This window comes from Leptospira broomii serovar Hurstbridge str. 5399 (genome assembly GCF_000243715.2).
Lineage (GTDB): Bacteria > Spirochaetota > Leptospiria > Leptospirales > Leptospiraceae > Leptospira_B > Leptospira_B broomii.
In genome coordinates, this window is record NZ_AHMO02000008.1 from 1,196,866 (window position 1) to 1,213,967 (window position 17,102).

The 17,102-nt window shown below is 42.8% G+C and carries 16 protein-coding genes; 5 read left to right on the plus strand and 11 right to left on the minus strand.

The window, feature by feature from the left end:
• Positions 1–47 precede the first annotated feature (47 nt).
• The 4 genes from murA to LEP1GSC050_RS11205 are packed head-to-tail and all read left to right on the plus strand — an operon-like array spanning position 48 to position 3,954.
• Positions 48–1,346 carry a UDP-N-acetylglucosamine 1-carboxyvinyltransferase gene (murA, locus tag LEP1GSC050_RS11190; protein WP_010571301.1) on the plus strand — a complete coding sequence of 433 codons (1,299 nt, stop codon included), beginning with the start codon at positions 48–50 and terminating at the stop codon, positions 1,344–1,346.
• Positions 1,343–2,032: a 4Fe-4S dicluster domain-containing protein gene (locus LEP1GSC050_RS11195; RefSeq protein ID WP_020987472.1), complete on the plus strand. Its 690-nt coding sequence runs from the start codon at positions 1,343–1,345 to the stop codon at positions 2,030–2,032. The genes murA and LEP1GSC050_RS11195 overlap by 4 nt, the downstream gene beginning before the upstream one ends.
• 6 nt (positions 2,033–2,038) lie before the next feature.
• A complete protein-coding gene (locus LEP1GSC050_RS11200; RefSeq protein ID WP_010571303.1) occupies positions 2,039–3,211 on the plus strand; it encodes a SpoIID/LytB domain-containing protein in 1,173 nt (390 codons plus the stop codon).
• Positions 3,208–3,954, plus strand: coding sequence for a hypothetical protein (locus LEP1GSC050_RS11205; protein WP_010571304.1), 747 nt, complete (start codon positions 3,208–3,210; stop codon positions 3,952–3,954). Before LEP1GSC050_RS11200 ends, LEP1GSC050_RS11205 begins: the two co-directional genes overlap by 4 nt.
• A 21-nt stretch (positions 3,955–3,975) precedes the next feature.
• Here the strand turns inward: LEP1GSC050_RS11205 and LEP1GSC050_RS11210 are convergent, their stop codons facing one another.
• From LEP1GSC050_RS11210 to LEP1GSC050_RS11260, 11 genes are all read right to left on the minus strand, one after another.
• Entirely contained in the window at positions 3,976–5,793 is a 1,818-nt protein-coding gene (locus LEP1GSC050_RS11210) for a hypothetical protein (RefSeq protein WP_010571305.1), read from the minus strand.
• Positions 5,790–6,935 (minus strand): penicillin-binding transpeptidase domain-containing protein, encoded by a 1,146-nt coding sequence (locus tag LEP1GSC050_RS11215; protein WP_010571306.1) that lies wholly within the window; start codon positions 6,933–6,935, stop codon positions 5,790–5,792. The genes LEP1GSC050_RS11210 and LEP1GSC050_RS11215 overlap by 4 nt, the downstream gene beginning before the upstream one ends.
• A 1-nt stretch (position 6,936) precedes the next feature.
• Positions 6,937–7,617, minus strand: coding sequence for a YfaP family protein (locus LEP1GSC050_RS11220; RefSeq protein WP_010571307.1), 681 nt, complete (start codon positions 7,615–7,617; stop codon positions 6,937–6,939).
• The gene (locus LEP1GSC050_RS11225; protein WP_010571308.1) at positions 7,598–12,205 is read right to left on the minus strand and encodes an alpha-2-macroglobulin family protein; all 4,608 of its coding nucleotides are present in this window, start codon (positions 12,203–12,205) and stop codon (positions 7,598–7,600) included. Before LEP1GSC050_RS11225 ends, LEP1GSC050_RS11220 begins: the two co-directional genes overlap by 20 nt.
• Before the next feature lie 10 nt (positions 12,206–12,215).
• Complete coding sequence (locus tag LEP1GSC050_RS11230; protein WP_040911303.1) at positions 12,216–13,169, minus strand: DUF1175 family protein; 954 nt, start codon at positions 13,167–13,169, stop codon at positions 12,216–12,218.
• Positions 13,170–13,244: 75 nt separating this feature from the next.
• Positions 13,245–13,652 carry a DUF3293 domain-containing protein gene (locus LEP1GSC050_RS11235; RefSeq protein WP_010571310.1) on the minus strand — a complete coding sequence of 136 codons (408 nt, stop codon included), beginning with the start codon at positions 13,650–13,652 and terminating at the stop codon, positions 13,245–13,247.
• A 2-nt stretch (positions 13,653–13,654) separates the two neighbouring features.
• Positions 13,655–14,146 (minus strand): hypothetical protein, encoded by a 492-nt coding sequence (locus LEP1GSC050_RS11240; protein ID WP_010571311.1) that lies wholly within the window; start codon positions 14,144–14,146, stop codon positions 13,655–13,657.
• 5 nt (positions 14,147–14,151) lie between these two features.
• On the minus strand, positions 14,152–14,451 hold the full coding sequence (locus LEP1GSC050_RS11245; RefSeq protein WP_010571312.1) for an LIC13255 family lipoprotein: 300 nt from the start codon (positions 14,449–14,451) through the stop codon (positions 14,152–14,154).
• Between the two features lie 5 nt (positions 14,452–14,456).
• Complete coding sequence (locus LEP1GSC050_RS11250) at positions 14,457–15,035, minus strand: NDR1/HIN1-like protein (protein WP_010571313.1); 579 nt, start codon at positions 15,033–15,035, stop codon at positions 14,457–14,459.
• Positions 15,023–16,039 (minus strand): zinc-binding dehydrogenase, encoded by a 1,017-nt coding sequence (locus LEP1GSC050_RS11255; RefSeq protein WP_040911637.1) that lies wholly within the window; start codon positions 16,037–16,039, stop codon positions 15,023–15,025. The genes LEP1GSC050_RS11250 and LEP1GSC050_RS11255 overlap by 13 nt, the downstream gene beginning before the upstream one ends.
• A gap of 27 nt (positions 16,040–16,066) precedes the next feature.
• On the minus strand, positions 16,067–16,387 hold the full coding sequence (locus LEP1GSC050_RS11260) for a (2Fe-2S) ferredoxin domain-containing protein (protein WP_010571315.1): 321 nt from the start codon (positions 16,385–16,387) through the stop codon (positions 16,067–16,069).
• 192 nt (positions 16,388–16,579) lie between these two features.
• Between LEP1GSC050_RS11260 and LEP1GSC050_RS11265 the strand changes: the two genes are divergently transcribed.
• Positions 16,580–17,050 carry an LIC13259/LIC11441 family protein gene (locus LEP1GSC050_RS11265; RefSeq protein ID WP_010571316.1) on the plus strand — a complete coding sequence of 157 codons (471 nt, stop codon included), beginning with the start codon at positions 16,580–16,582 and terminating at the stop codon, positions 17,048–17,050.
• The last annotated feature ends 52 nt before the right edge of the window (positions 17,051–17,102 follow it).

The window sequence follows — 17,102 nt, forward strand, 5'->3', positions numbered from 1 at the left end:
GCCGGAACGAGGCAGGTCGGCAGTCTATCTGAAAAGTCGGTAGTCGAATGAGTTCCTCTTATTTTAAAATTATAGGTAAAAATCCGCTCCATGGAACGGTCTCCCCGCAAGGGAATAAGAACGAGGCTCTTCCCATTTTAGGTGCAATATGCATGACCCCGGGTGAAGTCACTATCCGGAATATTCCCCTGATAACCGACGTTCTCATGCTTTTAGAAGTCCTTAGACATCTCGGACTCGAAATAGAAGATCAAGGAGAAGGAACTTTCTTATTTCGAAATAAAGGAAATATCAAGTCCGATCTTCCTTACGAACTTTGTTCCAAATTAAGAGGCGCCGTTACTCTCGCGGGACCGATCCTTGCGAGCACTGGGCGGGTTTTTTTACCTCGCCCTGGCGGGGATAAAATCGGTCGCAGGAGAATGGATACCCATCTTCTTGCGCTCCAGGCATTAGGCGCTTCTATCGAAGTTTTTCCGGACGGATATGAAATTAAAGCCGATCGATTGCGTGGGACGGATATTCTTTTAGACGAGGCATCTGTCACGGCTACCGAGAATGCGGTTATGGCGGCTGCACTGGCAGACGGAACGACTATTATACGCCATGCCGCCAGCGAACCTCATGTGCAGCAGTTATGCAAATTCCTAAACGCCTCAGGTGCGAAGATTTCCGGAATCGGTTCAAATATTCTAACGATCGAAGGAGTGACTTCTCTCACTGCACCGACGGAACCGCATCGAATCGGCTCCGACTATTTGGAAGTAGGTAGTTTTATCAGCTTAGCGGCCGTTACCGGAGGAGAAATCTTTATTCCTGACGTAGATCTCGAGGATATTCGAATGATTCGAATGGTGTATTCTCGGTTAGGAATTGAAGTTCGTCCCCAAGACGGAGGGATACTAGTTCCTTCGGATCAGCAAATGGAAATTATCCCGGATTATCATGGCGCCACTCCTAAGATAGACGATTCTCCATGGCCGGGATTTCCGGCGGATATGACTTCCGTTGCTCTCGTTACGGCTACCCAATGCAAAGGAACGGTTCTAATTCATGAAAAGATGTTCGAATCCAGGTTATTCTTCGTGGATAATATCATTTCAATGGGAGCACAAATTATACTCTGCGATCCACACCGGGCGATCGTAATAGGACATTCTAGATTGTACGGTCAGAAAGTTGCGAGTCCTGACATCCGCGCCGGAATGGCGATGATTATCGCCGCATTATGCGCCGAAGGAACCAGTTATATTCACAATATTGTGCAGGTTGATCGAGGCTTTCAAGAAATCGATACGAGGCTTCGTTCTTTGGGGGCTCATATCGAAAGGATTCGGGAAGAATGAATCGCCGGGACTTCTTCCGTAAAAGCCTCTCCAAGGCGATTGCAGTGGTGGAAGAAAGCGCCGACGAAATTGCGGACACCTGGAAACACGTTATCCAAGAGCAAAAAAAGAACGACGATCCTCCCTTCGATTTCGCTCCTTCGGTTAACAAAAAGGGTTTAACGCCTAAACAAGAAAAAAAAGCCCTTCCTCAAACTAGACCTCCTAAACAAAAGAGATTTAAAGCCTTTCGAAATTTACAATATCCTCCGGGCGTAGATAAGACTGCAAAACGCTTCCTTTCTAAATGTACAGGTTGCGGAGATTGCATCTACGCCTGTCCATATTCCGTTTTATTTCCTGTGATGGATGACGAAAGAGGAAAGCATCTTCCTAGAATGGATGTGAATTTAAATGCATGCATGCTCTGCAAAGATTACCCTTGCATTGCGGCTTGCGAAACCGGCGCGTTACTACCCTACAAAAAAAAAGAAGCTCCTAAGTTCGGAAAAGCCCACGGTTGGTTTAAACATTGCATTAATGCTAGGACCGAGGAAAAAACTTGCGACGCCTGCGCATTATCGTGCCCGATTCCCAACGTCGTTAAGTTTAAGTCGAATAAGCCTACCTTCTCCTCGGATTGCGTAGGCTGCGGACAATGCGTATCAGCTTGCCCAACATTTCCTAAAGCAATCATCATTAAGTGAAATGAAATGTCTCGTATCGCTTTTACGATCTCGATTTTATGCTTCAGTTCGATATTTGCGGTAGATCAGCCGTCTAGACTTCGAATTGGAATTCTCGGTAAAAGTTCCCCGGCGAGCGCGCGTATCTCATTAAAAAACGCCAGAATAGAGATAGGCCAAAAAAAATTAGGGCTCATAAATGCCGATTTGTTAATAAAAGCAGAATCCGAAAAATTGATAGTCTTCATCGGTAAGGACAGATATAAGACTGATTTTCTAGGAATATCAGGGGGAAAATACGAGGTCTTTCTCTCGAACGATTCAAATAAAAGAAAATACGAAGGCGATTTTGAAATCTTCGCAAATGCCGGTATTTTAAATTTTATTCTTACTCTTCCGATGGAAACATATATTGAAACGGTGTTGGAATCCGAATTCGGAGAATTAATTCATCTAAAACAAAACCGTTCGATTAATCCGGACTGGAAAGCTAAATATAAACTAGTTGCCGAAACCGTAATTCGCTCATACGCTGCCGCAAATTTAGGAAGACATAGGCGAGAAGCGTTCGATCTTTGCGACCTTACTCATTGTTTACATTTTTCCGGATCCCGCCTCCCGTCTAATTTGAATCCTTCTAAAGAGAAATTTCTTTTGAAGACCGTAGAGGCTAAGCCTCTGGAAGCTTTTTTCCATTCAACCTGCGGCGGTAACCTCTCGCATCCTGCAGTCCTATGGAAAGATTTTTCTAAGAAGAATAGCCATTATAGGTCCGGCCGAGATAGTTGGAAAGGATCGGATGATCTATGTAGGGACTCTCCACATTATCGTTGGGAAACCGTTTTACGACGGTCGGACTTAGAGAAATTACTGAATAGCAAGGGTTTACGATCGCTGGAAACAATCTCTATGGAAAGTAGAGTTTCCGAACTAGCTTATAAAGACGAGCTAGGAAATCATAAAATCGAAATGTTCGAATTTTTGTCCAGTGCTGGAAAACGTTTCGGATGGAATCGTATTAAGAGTAATTCGTTTAATATCGAATCGGGCCTGAACGGATTTTTATTTCATGGGAAAGGATTGGGCCACGGTCTCGGGCTCTGCCAATACGGAGCGAGAGAAATGGCCATGAAAGGAGCCTCATCTCGCGAAATACTTAACTTTTATTATCCAGGGGCAATAATGGAGATCCTTCCTTGAGTTACAGCGGATTTCGATCAGCGATCCTGTTATCGACTTTGTTAGTTTGTTCCTACCCGATTTTGACCGAGCCGATCCGAATAAGAAGCGAAGAGTTTACTTACATCTACTTACCCGACGGCGATTCGATCGATACTACCGTAGCAAGAAATGTGTTGTTGAAATTTTCGGAACTATTCACAGAAAATCTTCGTAAGGAAGTGGATCGTTTAAATATTAGAAGGTCTAAAGAAGCTTCTATTTTTATCGCTGATAATCCCGCAATTTTTCAGGCTTATTCGGGACAACCAAGGTATTCTGCCGGCTATTGTTCGCAGGATCGTCGTACACTTTATTTTCAGAAACCCGATCTATTAGATCGCCGAGGAATTTTAGAAAAGACGATTAAACATGAGATCTGCCATTTTTTATTACACGGCCGTGAGAATACCGATTCTAATTGGTTGGAAGAATCTTATTGTGAATCTATTTACCCTACAAATGCCGAGCAATCGGATTCATCGAAGATAGTTTTTCCGGAAAGATGGATAGCGTTTCGAAATGAACTGAATAGATCCTTAACAAAGGGCTCTAGAAAGGAAAGAAGAGTCGCTTATCAGAAAGCGCATCGATGGGGCGCGTGGCTATTAAAAAAGAAAACCGAAAAAGGCTTCCGAGAACTGTTGGAAATCGAAGTCCCCGATGAAAAATGGAAAAAATTATATGCAATATTCCTAATGAATAAGAAAGATTATTCTCCGTAGAATTCGCTTAGCGACCTCAATCTATCGATTTAACACTTTCATTTTTCCCCAAGAACCTTCCTCCGGTCCATGCCCGAAAGAGAGAATCACCCGATCAAATACGGAAAACTTGTCCAGAAACGGTTGAATATCCTTGTCGACGGTTTTAATCGAATATTCCGAAGCGTCTTTCGAGCCGTACACGTAGAAGGTGCGTAAATCAGTAAGAATAGCCGGGACGTTGATCGTTAGATGGTGAGGATATTCCTTCAATTCTTCGGTTTCAGTAACGGAAAGTAAGTCCGTTTGGTTAGGCCGATTGCCCTTTGACGAGGAAATTACCTCTTCTGCACTTCTTCGATCGGAAGCGAAGAAAGTCCAATTTCCTAGTTTAGCGGTCGTCGGATTATAAAATCCGCCGTTCTTAATAGAGTACGATTCCAAAGGTATTTCTTGAAAATTCGATTTCGAAAGAGTTCCAACCTTAAAGAAAGCCCGTAAAAGGCGATCGTCTTTAATCGTCCCAGGCAGCCCGATTCCGAATCTAGGATAAATCATTCCTTCATGATTCTCAAAGCCGTTAAAGCTTATCGCGACACCCGGCGACTCGCCGAAAAAAGCGGAAGCTTGAATATCGGCCTTCTTCGCAAATAATCCCCAAGCCTGACTGAAGTCCTCCCATTCACCATCGAGCGATAATAGAGAGGACCATAGATCCGAAGATTTTAGTTCATCGGAATATATTACGAAATTTGCATCTTTTGGAAGAATTTTTCCCAAACGGAGATTTGTGATTTTTCGATCTTTGGAAACCGATTGATTACCGCCGATACGATACAAGGTTCCCGCTAAATTTTGTCCCTCTTTCCATCCCAGTAATAAACCCGCGCCGCAATCTTCAAAGAAAGGGCGAGTCAAAGGTGCGAATAAAGAATTCGGACCGAGGTAAAGTAAAATTTTGTTGTCCGCCTTCCCGGACTCTTCTCGCAAAGCGAGAAAGCCTCTGGCGTTAACGATCGAAGAGTTTTTTGCGGAACCAGCCAGACTCAATGATTCATCAAGCACGTCGTCCGAATTTGTAAGAATAATAAAGTCGCCCAAAATCACGGCATATACTTTCTCCTTTCCGAACTCATATCGGAACGCTTCAATATTTCCGAATGTTTCCGAACCGGCTGCAAACTGATCGACAAAATCATCAGCGGAATGTGTGACTTGACCTCCGCCAGCGTAACCGTAAGAGGATTCCTCTCCTTGTATTTCGTTCGTTTTTACTTCTTCCTTAGCAGGTTTCTCGGAGGAAACGATCGTCTCACCTTTAAATGCAGTGAGTAGACTGACTCCCAATTTGGATTTTAAGCTAGCCTTTCCCACTAGTAACCAATTTGATTTTGGAAAAAGCGCAACCGCCAAAGGGCCGTCAAAAAGAGCGGCCAGCCGCGAAGGCTCGGTTAAAACTCCTGTTTTCGCCTCTAGGAGATAAAGCACGGAACTTACTTTTCTGAGTTCGGGGAGTGTTAGTATTTTTTGAAACGTTCCATCTTCGGACAATTGCTTTCCTAAACTTGTTCGGGCAATCTCCTCTATAAACGTTTCCGGTCGAAAAATTTCCAGGATCAAATCGGCGTCCTTCGAGATCAAGAATGCAGGATCATTGATCGAGGAATCGATAGAATGCCTACCCTTGATCGTCAGATACGTGCCCAATATCAGTAAGCAAACACCGATCGCGCTAGGAATTCCTACAAAAGGATCGCTGAAAATTTTTCGCTTCCAAGACACGGGCGACCCTTCCTTGGAAGAAAATTTTTGAAATAAATCTCGAATAATCGACGCGCATTTACTTAGAAAACCCTTCATATTTTCCTCCGAAAGATTTTATTTCGTTCAGTCGAACTTATTTCTTTTCTTCCGATTTTATTTAACAGGTCTTGCACTAGAATCTTAGCCTGCTTTCCACCCGAACCTTTTTCCACAAAGGCAGTGAGAACATACGCTTTTCCTTTCCATCGAAATGCCAGAGTAATCCACCCGTGGGTCTCGAATTTATGAGCGTACTTCGTTCCCGAGCCCGTCTTCGCTCCTATAATTTCCAAACCGGATTTCCCATCCACTTGCATGCCTTTCAGCGTTCCCGATTCGGAAGCATTCGAAAGTAGGGTTCCGATTAAACGTAAATCTTTTGAAGCGAATCGATTATCCATAACTTTTACGATCGGCTGTTCTTTTCTCCAAGACGGGGATAGGATAGGACCTTTGGACCATACTGCCGAATATAATTGGGTAACTTTAAGAGGAGAGATTGCAATTCCACCTTCGCCAATCGAGGTCAGAATTTTTCGTAACGGACTCTGATTCGATTCTAGCTTACCCGACGACTCTAAGTACGGTTCCAACCTTGCTTTCGCGGATTCACCCAAACCCCAGTCTTCTTGAAGCTTAGAATATAGAAAATCGGGATCCTTAGCCGCATTCGTGAGGAAATAGACGTTACAGGATTGCACTAATCCTGTTTCAAGATCGACTTCTCCATGACCGTTAGCGATCGAACATCTTACGTATTCCTTTCCGGAATCATCTTTAGGTAAATTTAATGTTCTAAGATCGAATTTACTCGGAGCAAAAATTCCTATAGGATAAAAACGACCGTTGCAAGAAATCTTTCTTTGAGGAAAAAAGGAAAAATGTTCTTTGTATTTTAATAAAACGAGCGCGGAAAAAGTTTTAATCAAAGAGCCCGGCGGAAATTTTTGCTCGATCGCGATTTCTGGTCTATAGAAATACATTAATCGTCCGGTTTCCATTTCGGCTATCAAAACGGATGTCGTTCCGTACAAGGATTCGAAATTGCGAATATCTTCATTCAAAAAATGAAATGGGGATCGCGGTGCAGACTCTGCCGAAGCGAAAAAATCCTTCCCCGGAAAGATGAGGAGTGCAATCCAAAGAACCGTTCCGATTTGCCCGATGTTTTTATTGTTATAAGGAACTAAATTTGGCAATTTATGGCTCCGGCTCGATCTCAAAATTGGTAAGATGATAGACCTGCTGAGAACGAGTCATGACAAACTGATATTGCATTCTCTTTTCATTAGGTTTTCCTTCGTAGAGAACTACATAGACGTTGACTCTAGTAACAGGTTTGTCGTAGGCAGCGTAATACTGAACTTGAACCGAGTAATTTCCGGGTAATGCCTTGGACATCGTAAAAGTTTCAGGACCAAAACCGTCCACTACATCCACATCTAAATTACCCCCGGATTTTGTGGAAGCATGGGAAAAAAAGCATTTCTCTCCTGTCGGATCGATCACCCACAAATCTACATCGGTTTGAGTATCCCAGGTCAAAACGACTTTGATATCTCGGGAAGGCACTTTGGCAAAAAAAGATACCTTATCCGAAGCTTTACCGACTTTTACTTCGACTAAATTGTTCCCCGGGGCGACGACGGCATTTAAGGAGAATCGTCCTCCGGTTAAACGAATTGTTTGAGGAATTCCGTTCAATACCACCGTTGCTCTTTCCGCAGAAGTTCCTGTAACCACTCCGGAAATTTTTTGGATTCGTTCGGTCGTAAAACCTCCGTTCGGAGATTCTATATTTACCGACTGCGCGGATAGAAAATGAACGCCGACAAGCAAGAGAATAGGAACGATAATTATATTAACGAATTGTAATTTCATCGTCGGAAGTCGCTCCCATTACTTCAGGATAGTACATTAAAGAGGCCCTAGCAGGGATGGTCTTGTATTTTCCCTCAACTTCGGCTCGAAGAAAATATCGAACTGTGAACTCCCTCTTAGGACCGGCCACAAAAAAGACGGCCCTATCGTCGTAAATTTGTCTACCCTGGTATTCGATTTTTCTATCTCCGGAAAAATACTCGGCATCCCTTTGCAAAAACGAAAATCCCGGTAGCAAGACGTCTTCCACCAAAAAATATGAATCGGCGTTTCCTTCCTTCTCGACCTTTAGCTCCACTAAAACTAAATCACCTGATTGAAAATTTCGCGTTTCAGAAACGGAGATCCCTTTCCCACTGAAATCGGGTGTAACTTTAAGATAATTCCGTTTTACTTTGATCCCATTCGAATAAGATGAGATCTTCTTAGATCGATCCGTAAAATACAAGGAAGCGGTCGCATATAGAACCGGCCCGTCTTTCTTTTTAATTTCAATTCTGTTTTCCCCGGAACGAACAAGCTCGGGAGTTATCGAAATTCGGAATGCTTCGGTCGCATCGGCCTTTGCGGAAACGGTAATAGTTTTCAAAGGTGCTCCATTGATAATAATTTCCAATGTTGCAGGAGATTCGGAATCCCGAATAGAAGCCATAAATTCGGAAAGAGCCAAAACGGCTGCGGACGTATCTCTAGAATTATTCCAAGCAAGATCGACTCGATTAGATAGAAGAGAAGAAGCTAAGTTTGCCGTTGATTCCGAAGATTCCCCCAGTAAAAGGCCGACCCTCAAAAGAGTAGCGATCGTTTCGATTTTATCCGATTCCCAATTCGGCTCGTGTCCATAGGAAGTGAATTTCACGAAAGGTTTCTTGGCAAATCCGCTTTCCTCTATTCCTTTCTTATACCAACTAGATGCCTCCTCCTTTCTGCCTTTATTAGCTAAGATTAATGCAAGATTCGATTTTCCATAAGTATTAAGTTGGGCAGCGGATTTTAAGAGTCCGTCTACAATCGAATCTTCCAGATTCCCCGCTTCGCTAAGAGAGGCGATAACATAGGCTTTTACGTTTGAATTCAAAGAGCCGCTGTCCAACGAAGTATAGAGAAATTTTTTGGCCCTGTAAAGAATGCTCGTTTGAATTTTAGCTCCATTCTTTTGGCTAATCGCTAAGCCGCGATAAACATATGCAGACATTCGAATATCACTTTCTTCCATACCCTCAAACCAACCGAATCCGCCGTCGGTTCTCTGGAGTTCGCCTACTCTCTTCAGACCTGCTTCCAGCATTTTAGGTAATTCTCTACGCAATCGTTCATTGATAAACCCGGCTTTTTGAACGGATAATAGAGGGTAAAAACGGCTCATCGTCTGTTCTACACATCCGTATGGATAATCGGCCAAATATTCTAAAGACTGTCGTAAAGCCGGTAAGACTGCAGGGCTGACGCGAACTTCCAATTTCGGATCGGCCAGCTCCTTCGGAGCCTCTACTTTCAACAAGCCCGTTCCGTCTCCCTCCGACATTCCAAGAGAGTCCGAAACGGCTCTCTGCAGACCCCATGTTTTTAGTTGAATTTCGGATCGTAAGGAATCCGAAAATCCGCCTCCTACTGCAGTGAGAATGATTTTTGCGGATTTAATTTTAGGATCTTGTAATGCCTGGAGCTGAAATTGGACGGATCGATTTTGGCCCGGCTCAAGAGTAATATCGGTTTCTGCAGATCCGACGATTTTTGCCCCGTCGGTTTTAACTGAGACCTTAATCGGAAGTTTTCGGCCGGATTGGTTCGAGACAGTCGCGGAGACTTTTTGAGTTTCTCCTTTCAAAATATAGCGTGGCATCCCGCTCAAAAGCATTAGGTCTTTTCGGGTAACAAAGCTGGTTTGACCTCTGCCTACTTTCGTATCGGGAGTGACTGCAATCGCAGTGATTCGCCATGAAGTCAAATTATCCGGAAGAGTAAACGTTACGATTGCGGTGCCATCGGACGAAGTTCGGACTTTCGAATTCCAGAAACCTGTATCTTTAAATTTATCCCTCGTCTGTTCTTCGTTTTTTATGGACGAATATCCCGATTCCCCTTTCTTTCCGAGCGCCAATTTAAGTCTCTTACTCTCGGAGTATCCGAAAAATTTATAAGCCGAAGCTAGGGAAGTTTGAACGTTATTCCTTCTTGGATGATAGAAGAACGTCCCTATATTAGGCGTTTTTTCTTCCTTAATCTGATAAATCGCTTCATCTACTACTGCGATTGAAAGTTCGGCAGGAATTCCTCTGCCGCCTAAGCCGGTCGTTTTTATTCTAATTTCAGCCTTATCCCCAGGACGATAAACCTTGCTTCCCGTGGAAAGGTCGACTTTCAGAAATTTTTCCTCGGGGGGTGCTGCGACCCGAACTTGACTTTTATAAACGTCGTTCCCGGAAAATTGAACTGCGGACAATGTAAAGTTCGGACTCATATCCGAAGTTATTTTCACCGAATATTTTAAGGCATTTCCTTTCATTCGGATCACATCTTTTTTGAAAATCCGATTACCTTCGACGGTTAAAACTATATGACCGTTCGAGATCGGTGTCAGCACTAGAATTTCGGCGGTTTCTCCGGTTGAATAAAGATCCTTTCCGGGCTTTAAGGTAATATCTTTAAAAGGAATTTCTATGGAATCCGAAACGGAGGAAGCCCAAAAGAAAGTTTCCGATTTTGTAATATTCCCGTTGGCATCCGTACTTTCCGCACTAATGACATATTGCCCTCTTTGGGGAATTATAAACGACGTTTCCGCGATTCCTAACTGAGACGTCGTTACGGATCGTTTGGAAATTTTCGTACGACCGCCTTCTGACGAAAAGCGAATCTCCCGATTGTAAAGGGTAAGTTCTATTTTCTTACCGCCTACGACAGATTTTTTATTCTCATCTCCGAGCGATTTATCAAAAGGAATCAAACTGATCAGTAATTTCGCCTCTTTGCCGGGTTCGTACACCGAGTTATCTTTACCTATACGCAGAAAGAATGCGCTTCGATTGACGGAAAAGGACGTCGCTCCGTCCAAAGTCATATCTTCCGATTGAACCGAAGCGATAATCGAATATGTAAAGTCGTTTTCGATTTTGCCAGGTTTAAATGTTATCTGATAGCTGCCCTGAGAATCTAGTTTTCCTTTTCCATTCGCGACCAGTTCTTGACGATCACTTTGACCTGCCTGCTCCAAGTAGTCTGCTGACGAGTCAAAATTCAATTTTCCTACCGGAGAGTAATCAAACTTAGGACGACGAAATACACGATACGAAACGTCTTTTCCCGTTAAGGCTTGCCCGTAGTAATACCGAGCCTTAACGTTTGCTACGATCTCCTCCTTTTGAAGATAATTGGATTTTGGAACGGAGACAGTTACAAGGAAGGTCGGTTTTTTATAAGCCTCTACGGAAAATTCCGTTTGGAATGATTTATCTTTAAATCGTAATATTAAAGAATAATTGCCTAAGAAAACATTCTCCGATTCCGGAAGCTGAAATTCTCCTGAGAATGTCCCGGAATCCGTAGAAACTGAAATCGGAATAACAGGAATGGGTACTTCACCTTGCCCCGTTCTAACCGAAACAGTTCCAGGTCCGGACAAAGTCCGATATTGATCGGCAGTAAAATTTCGTACGATTCCTTTAAAAGAAACCTTATCGCCGGGCCGATATACCGGCCTATCCGTATAGAGGAACGCTCTAGCTCCCCCTTCTCCATAAAAAGAACTAGAATAAAACTCAGGATCAGAAACCGCAAATTCTCCGTTCTTATAAGCAAGTACTAGACTCTTGACGGGACTTTTGCCTTTATAAAAATAAATCCCGTCGGAATCGGTTTTAGCCGTTTGATAAGGAGCTCCTGTTTCCAAACTAAAAAGAGTCAGATCAGCACTCGGAATCGGTTCTCCCGTATCCTTACGTCCGACAAATAGTAAGGTTTCCGAATCCGATTGTTTAACCAAAAAATTAATTCCGGACTTTATAAGAATCGTGTAGGCAAGATTAGAACCGGATACTCCTTCCACAAGATAGACGCCGTTGTCGCGAACTGGAACAGGAATTCTTCTATATGCCCAAGACGAAGGAACAGTAGGAACGGAGAATGTCGAAATCAATTCCTGGTCGGCTAAGATCGCGGGAATCGCGATCGGTTTTTGTTCGTGTGCAGCCTCGTAGTCCACGCCGAATACTTTTTTTAGCTCCGAACGGGTATTCGAATTAAATTCGCGTCTGGCTACACCTCGAAATTCGCTTTGAAATTTCCGTAGAGTCCGGGAAAATAACGCGAGAGGGTTTCCGAATGCATTTTCGTTATCTTCCTGGACCAACCGTTCTTTAACTTTCTTCGTCAAAAAGGCCTTCGGGTCCGCAATCCTATATACCCGAAATTCATAACTAATGCGACCGTTTCCTTCCAGATTTACGTACGCATTTTCCTCGGCGCCGAAACTTCGATCCGTTCCTAGATAAAAGACCGGATTTCCAAGTATTGGAGTTCGTAAGATAAAATAACTCGCTATCAACGAAATAATTGCAAACGCAGGAAGAAAATATTTAAGCCTTTTCATTCTATTCACCTTATTCTAAAATACGAAATCGATACACGCCTAAAAACGACCGATTCTTTGGTCCGGGAAAAAACGTATCACTTTTACTTAATTCATCTGCCCGAATTAATTTAATGCCTCTATCCGACCCTGTATGATAAAGTAGAAACGGATTTTCCTTGTCGCCGTCGATCAAAATCATGGAATGAAAATTCGTACGAATTCCTGTATCTTGTCGAAAGAATAGAATATCGGCCGGTAATCCTTGAGAAATCTCTCTAGACACAAAACTTGTATGAAATTTCTCCAAACTCTCAGCGTCGGAAAACGCGCTAAACTTTCCATCCCCTGTCCTAAATATCTTTGATCCGATGATCGGAACAGCAGGGTAATGAAATTCGCGAATATCCGGTATATTTTTATCTAGCTGAATTCCCACATTCTTTTGCCAACTAAGATCGTGTTCCTTTAAAGCTTCCTTATAAGCGAACCGGATAAGACCACTGCAATCTCTCTCCGCATTATTCCAGTTGGGATTCGTCTTTAGATACTGCGAAAGTGCAATCCTCGTAAACCAATCGCGAAACGACTGGCGATCCGTTTCCGATTTAAGTTCTGCGGAATCCGGAAATCCGTCTTCGTCCCAATCGCCTTCTAAACTGAAGAGTTCGACATCGACCGATTTTCCTAGAATTGTACGAATTTGAAATTTCGCGGGAACAGTTCCGGAACGAATCCTAAGAATCTCTCCGAACTTTGTCGCTTCTCGGGAAGAAATCATAACCGGCCAGTCGGCTTGCCCGCTTATATCGAAGGAATCTGCGGTTCCAAGTAACGGATTCGAAATTTTAAGCACTGCTACCGTCTTTCCGTCCGAAGGAATTCTTGCATTCATTGGTTCTAATCTAGATTCCAATAGGAAATTACAGCTTGATAAGCTAAGAACCGATAGAACGAGTATTAGCTGAGTGCGCACAAAATTCATCTCGGATGAATCTTTTTATACGAACTAGGAATCGCAGGGAAGAAATTTTTTTCCCGTTTTTAAGGAAATCTTTTCTTATCTAAAACGGGTAGTTAATAAAAGACTAGAGGTTTGTCCAACGCTCCCTACAAGAACCGCATTTTGTTCGTAGTCTTCCGCTAGTTCGAGAGCTGCGTTAGAAGATAGGCCTAAAACTAAAAAACTTTCTTCCAGCCAATCGCCCCGTTTACCCGCTCCGTCCAACAAAGTATAATCGCTCAATTTATTTTTAAGAGATTGATTCCTTCTCCGGTTTTCCTCGCTGGAAAAAATTCGGCTTCCCGGATTCCAGGCGGTTAGAAACGCCCAGGACGAGACTCCTTTTTTAGTAAGTAGCAGATCTAAATCGGAATTAATAAGATTCACGCCGATGATAATTGGAAAGTCGTAAAGAATATACTCGGTTTCTGAGTAGACCTTCAACAGAAAATCCTTATCTATCATGGTCAATACCCCAATGCTTTACGAATCTTTTCGGGAATGTCCTCAAACTTAGGGTACTTATGTTTCTTACCGTCGGGAAAGATTACGTAGTACGTCCCGTTCAGGATCTCCATATAATAATTTCCCTGTTTCTTCTGACCGAGGGCGGATTTATCCATTTCTTTAACCATGGCCTGGTATCTGGAAGGAAGCTCCGCCCAAGAACCGTAAACCTGAATCTCGCCGGCATGATTTACGGTGTAAAGACCGTTCTCGTGCATAATCTTAATTCCGTTATAATCGAAGACTTCGAGCACATTTACTTTCGGTTCTTTTTTCTTAGGCTTTGCGTCCGAATCCGGACCTTTGTATCCATCCGGGTCGATATTATATTGAATGAGCGATTTGTTTACAGGCTTCCGCCCTCGAGTCAATAAGATGTAAAGGTAGAGGACTCCGGAGAGAAAAATTGCCCCAAAAATTAGGAATTCAAAATGGCGAGAAAACCAGTCCATTACGTCTATTTAAGACGATATTCTATCGCCTTACAAGTAAAAGGTACGGGATCTCCTGCTTCGATCCAAAAACTACACTGCTCTGCGGCTACGGAAAGAATGCAATTGTCCACGTCCTTCTTTCGGGAACGACCGGGGACAAGATGCGTTATCCTGCGACTTGATCCGCATTCCATATCCTTCGTACCGTAAGCCAATAGCAATTTCGAAGCTGATTCTTCGAAAGAATAGAAATCGTCATCAGGTTTCGCGCATGTGACGATTGTTAAAGATATTAGAAGTAACGTAAAAGATTTCAGACTCAAGTGGACTAACTCTTGTTTTTGGGCTGTAATTTTACTTTTTCATCCACAGGTAAATCCACTTCCCCAAAAATAGATTTGTATTTTACGGTTCCTTTTATTCTCATATTCGGATCTTTTCCGGAAAGAATATCTCGGGCCAGAACGGCGGCAATCAAGAGTAGGTTTTGATTCATTCTTTTTTCAAACCTAGTTTCGATGCTTAGGCCTATATTTTTCTTTGAAAAAGGAGCGACAACGGTCTCTTCATTTGAGGCGACTCTTGCTAGCTCGACTTCCTCTCCGTTTTGGTCGAGGGCAGTCGCGGATAAATCAAAACGATACAAAGTAACTTCCGAATCGTTCGGGTTTTCTATCTCCAGAGTCGCCAACAAAGAAATTTTCGGAACCGGTGGAAACGAAATGAACTCCACCTTTTCTGCCTTAACGTCAACGACTCGGAATTTGCAGGATTCTAATTTTTTAACATTCCGCCTAAGCTCGAGACAAGAAAGCCCCAGCAACGATAGGCAAAGTACGACTCCGACAATCTTAAAAGATATCGGAGCGACGGACTTTACTATATTCTCTCTTCTTAAGGATTCCATCCGTTTTGGATTAGTACCTTTCCTCGCGTCATATTTTGAGCATACTCTTCGATCGCTTTATCTGAATCCTTTAAAGGAATTCTGGACGCGATATCCGTTTGGAATTCTTTTCCTAACAAAGACCGTACTTCCGAAGTAATTTTCCAGAGTCTCCAAAGGCTCTGAGCAGGCAACCAAGAAGATAGCCAGAAACCTTCAATTTTCTTATCTTGAAATATTCCTAATCCGGCATGAAACGAAATCGGTTCTTCCGAAAGAGCTCCATAAACGACACATTTACTTCCGTAAGGCATTGCTGCTAATACCTTTCCGGTCAATTCTCCAGCGACGGCGTCCAGTAAAATAGTAGCTCCTAATTTCCCCGAAAGAACCCTAAGTTCCCGTTCAAAATTGGATGAAGAAGAATCGAGAATATGTTCCGCACCAAGCGATTTCAAAAGTTCCATCTGCTCTTTTCTTCGAACGATATGTATTCCCGGAATTCCTTTTTTGACAGAAAGCCTAAGAACCATTCTTCCCAATGCGGATGCTGCTGCAGTTTGAACGAATGCTTTATTTTTTTCTCGAACGATTTGTTCCGTAAGAGCAAGTGCTGTAATCGGATTTACGAACAGACAAGCGCCTTGCTCCAGGGTAGTATCCTTATTCAAAGGAATACAAGAGAAGCCGTCGGTAACCATATATTCGGCGTAGGTCCCGTCACCTTTGCCTGGAGCAGTACATGCGACCGCTTTCCCGACTAAAGAGTTGGCTCTCCAGCCCCCGCCGCTAGCAACGACGATCCCGCTTCCTTCAAAGCCGGGAACGACAGGAAGTTTCTTCTTAATACCGTATAAACCTCTCATGAACATCAGGTCGGACGGATTAATGGAGCCGGAATGAATCTTGATCAAAACATCGCCTTTCTTTAGAGGCTTTACTTCCTTTTCTACGATTTTAGCTCTGCCTGGTTGATCCGTATACTCTTTCAACTCGTAAGCCAAGTACGTTTTAGGTACTTCCAATTTTTTAGACATATTTCTTTCCTTTATTTAATTTTCTTCCGCTAAAAGAAGGTTGGCGATGGAGTCCAAATTTTCGCTCACTATATAATTCTTTATGAATGCTTCCGCATCCGCTTCGGTCTTTATAGAAAACCATAATCCTTCAGGATAGCTAACCTGAACCGGACCGAGTTCGCAACGATCCAAGCATCCAGCTCGTTGAATTCGGATTCGATCCTTTAAACCCAATTCTTTTAGTCTCTTTTTCATATGAGCGATTAGTAGGACCGAACCTGCTCGGCCGCAAGAAGGGCGTTCGCCTTCCTCCCGAAAATTGTCACAAGCGAAGACGTGTTTTTTATAATACATGTTTCAAAATCGAAAAAAAATCCCGTTTATTAGGAACATCCGAATCTCCCTACTTTCCAATATATCTTAAGGAAAGAATCATTTTTTTCCTTTTCCTTTTTGTTCGGAATTCCAACCAATTAAAGGAATAAAGATTTGTTTTTTGTACTCAAGGGCAAAAAAACGAATCATAGCTCATATTCGAGGTCATTTATGAAATTCAGTTTTGCTCCGGTATTTTGTCTGATTGTTCTATCCGTTACTTGCGGGAAGAAGGAAGTAAAACCGATCCTAGAGACGGAAAAACCTCTATTCGAAGCCCTCATCGAACAGAACGAGACCATTGTTAATGGCCTTCTAAAATCGGAAAATCAAGCTCCTGACATTAAGGAATTAGAAAAAGCCTTGGACGCTTTGATTAACGCGAACGGAGGCCTTGCAGAATCCGCAATCGAAATGAAAAAAGCGTTAACGGATCATAAGACCTCCGATGTAGAAGGTTCTTTCCTCGCATATTCTAGTTTTAGCGAGATACTTGCGACGACTATGAAAGTGAGAAGTCTTGATTACGGAAGAAATCGCTTTTATTGTCCGATGGTTAAAAAGACTTGGGTCGTTTCCGGTAAAAAAATTCGAAATCCTTATGCTCCCGAAATGAGGGATTGCGGAGATTTAATACCGTAAGAAAGATGCTTTCAAATAGATGAATATCGAATTTTAATAAAATAAATATTGA

Excerpts from the sequence above, each read along its gene's own strand:
- LEP1GSC050_RS11250 (WP_010571313.1), bottom strand. The coding sequence starts at position 15,035 with ATGGAATCCTTAAGAAGAGAGAATATAGTAAAGTCCGTCGCTCCGATA.
- LEP1GSC050_RS11220 (WP_010571307.1), bottom strand. The coding sequence starts at position 7,617 with ATGAAATTACAATTCGTTAATATAATTATCGTTCCTATTCTCTTGCTT.
- LEP1GSC050_RS11265 (WP_010571316.1), top strand. The coding sequence starts at position 16,580 with ATGAAATTCAGTTTTGCTCCGGTATTTTGTCTGATTGTTCTATCCGTT.
- LEP1GSC050_RS11200 (WP_010571303.1), top strand. The coding sequence starts at position 2,039 with ATGTCTCGTATCGCTTTTACGATCTCGATTTTATGCTTCAGTTCGATA.
- murA (WP_010571301.1), top strand. The coding sequence starts at position 48 with ATGAGTTCCTCTTATTTTAAAATTATAGGTAAAAATCCGCTCCATGGA.
- LEP1GSC050_RS11210 (WP_010571305.1), bottom strand. The coding sequence starts at position 5,793 with ATGAAGGGTTTTCTAAGTAAATGCGCGTCGATTATTCGAGATTTATTT.
- LEP1GSC050_RS11240 (WP_010571311.1), bottom strand. The coding sequence starts at position 14,146 with ATGGACTGGTTTTCTCGCCATTTTGAATTCCTAATTTTTGGGGCAATT.
- LEP1GSC050_RS11235 (WP_010571310.1), bottom strand. The coding sequence starts at position 13,652 with ATGATAGATAAGGATTTTCTGTTGAAGGTCTACTCAGAAACCGAGTAT.
- LEP1GSC050_RS11195 (WP_020987472.1), top strand. The coding sequence starts at position 1,343 with ATGAATCGCCGGGACTTCTTCCGTAAAAGCCTCTCCAAGGCGATTGCA.
- LEP1GSC050_RS11230 (WP_040911303.1), bottom strand. The coding sequence starts at position 13,169 with ATGAATTTTGTGCGCACTCAGCTAATACTCGTTCTATCGGTTCTTAGC.
- LEP1GSC050_RS11225 (WP_010571308.1), bottom strand. The coding sequence starts at position 12,205 with ATGAAAAGGCTTAAATATTTTCTTCCTGCGTTTGCAATTATTTCGTTG.
- LEP1GSC050_RS11260 (WP_010571315.1), bottom strand. The coding sequence starts at position 16,387 with ATGTATTATAAAAAACACGTCTTCGCTTGTGACAATTTTCGGGAGGAA.